Here is a 2161-nt window from a genome sequence, read left to right on the forward strand (position 1 = left end):
AAAGATCCCATCCCGCGTCACTCTGGAGATGGTGAAATTCGCTGACGTATCCGACGAGATAAGCAGCGAAGAAAAGTTCTACCGAACCCTGGATCTGGTGGCGAAAGCCTGCACCCCATCGAACCCAAAGATCACCGCCGACTGGCTTCTTGATAACACCGACTTCGACCAGATGATGGACTTCTGCGAGTTCGTGCTGGAGCCAATCCGGGCAAGGGCGGAAAAGGCGGAAACCCCGGAAAAAAAGTAACCCTGGAGCTGGGCAGGCTCATTGCCCAGCTCGGGGCTATCTACGCCTGGGCCCGGCCCGACTACCTGCTGGACTACATGAGCATCGACGAGCTCTATATGTATCTTGACTACGGCCTGGAATTCGAGGAATACCGGGCCTCTTTGATCATCGGCAAGCTGGCCGAGGCAATGGGCGACAAAAAGCCTACTCGCCGCAAACGGGGCCCGGAGAGCGATGGCCCAGACAAGGCGGAGTTCTACAAGCACTACGGCGACAAGATCAAGCGACCGGAAGGCGGTGAGACATAGTGGCAGGAACCCTCGGAACCCTGGCGGTGGCCATCACTGGCAGCCTCTCGGGGCTAGAAAAAGCATTTAGCGACATCGAAAGCAAAGCCGACGCATTCGGCAGGAAGATGGAAGCTGCCGGCAAGACCGTCAGCAACGTCGGCCGGGGCATTACCAGCGTCGGCAACACTATGACCAAATATATCACCGCTCCCGTTGTGGGCATCACCGCCGCGGTTGGTGGCATGGTGGCCGCGTTTGGCTGGGGCCGCCTAAAAGCGATAGACGCGGCGAAAGCGCAGCTTGAAGGGCTCGGCTATGCTGTCGAAGACGTCGAGCGTATATCCAAGCATGTCAGCGCCGCCGTCCAAGGCACCATAATGACAATGGCCGAAGGCACGTCTGTTGCGGCAGGAGCGCTGGCCGCCGGCGTCAAGGAAGGCGCTGAGTTGGAGAAATACATCAAGCTGGTCGGCAGCGCTGCGGTTGGGGCAAATAGGCCCATCAGCGACATGGCGCAGATATTTAACCGCGTTCAGGGTGGCGGCAGGCTGATGACGCGGGAGCTAAACATGATCGAGCAAGGCATGCCGGGATTCGCCATGGCCATGTCGAAACACCTGGGCGTGTCGCTGGAAGAATTCCGCAAGATGGTTACGGGCGGCAAGGTATCGTCCAGGGAGTTCTTGACCGTGATGGAGGACTTCGCCGGAGGAATGGCCGACGCGTATGCGGACACTTGGGATGGCATGGTGGCAAACACAAAAGCGAATATCGGCATCATCGGCGAGAGCCTGCTTTCTGGTGTTTTCGAGCAATCGAAAGAATCCATTGCGGAGTTTCTCGACTTGCTGCGCTCAGATAAGGCGAGAGAGTGGGCGAAAGAAACAGGGGCAAAGATCGCCGAAACCTTTGGGGAGATCATTGAAAAGGTTAAGGGCCTCATCGAGTGGTGGGGTGGCCTGTCGGACGGAACAAAAAAAGCAATAACGACGATAGCGGGAATCCTTGTTGCCGCGGGCCCGGTCCTGATCGTTGTCGGCAAGCTCACCACTGCTGTCGGGGGCATCATGCAGGCCTTTAAATTCTTGGGCCCCGCAGTCAGTAGTGCAGGCGCAGCTATCGGTGCCTTGACCGGTCCGGTAGGCTGGATCATCGCGGGCGTCGCCGCGCTCGTTGCCGCTATCGTCCTGCTCTGGCGGCACAGCGAGGAGTTCCGAGATGGTGTAAAAGAGATCTGGGAGACGATCAAAGCAACCGTTGGCCCGATCATCGACATGCTGAAAGAAAATGTCGGCAAGATGATGGAGGCCATGGGGCCTTCTCTTGAGATTCTGAAGAATGCTTTCATGGATCTGCTGCCTATCCTGAAAATTGTCGGGGCGGTCCTGGGTGGGATTGTGGCCATCAATATCGGCATCGTCATCGGCGTAATCAATGGCCTGATCAAGGCCATCGCTCCGCTGATCCAAGCCTTCGGCGGGCTGATCGCCTTTGTAACAAACGTCGTCAACGCGATCGTGGCGCTTTTCAAAGGCGACTTCGCCGGCGCATTTGGCTACCTCATAAAGGCTGGGCAAGGGCTGGTCGATTTCGTCGGCGGCATGGTCAATGCCGTTTGGGGCTTCATCTCCGGCCTAGT

At 57.6% G+C, this 2161-nt stretch carries 3 protein-coding genes; all 3 read left to right on the top strand.

Annotated elements, in window-relative coordinates:
- The coding region (locus ACE4YL_RS10920; protein ID WP_461369635.1) for a hypothetical protein at nt 1–250 on the top strand (250 nt) is incomplete at its 5' end.
- 77 nt (nt 251–327) lie between these two features.
- Nucleotides 328–540: a hypothetical protein gene (locus ACE4YL_RS10925; RefSeq protein WP_461369636.1), complete on the top strand. Its 213-nt coding sequence runs from the start codon at nt 328–330 to the stop codon at nt 538–540.
- Nucleotides 540–2161, top strand: a 1622-nt coding sequence (locus ACE4YL_RS10930) for a tape measure protein (protein ID WP_461369637.1), incomplete at its 3' end; no start/stop codon positions are given. The genes ACE4YL_RS10925 and ACE4YL_RS10930, both read left to right, overlap by 1 nt.

The organism is Candidatus Darwinibacter acetoxidans (assembly GCF_041936445.1).
GTDB lineage: Bacteria > Bacillota > Limnochordia > Darwinibacteriales > Darwinibacteriaceae > DTU010.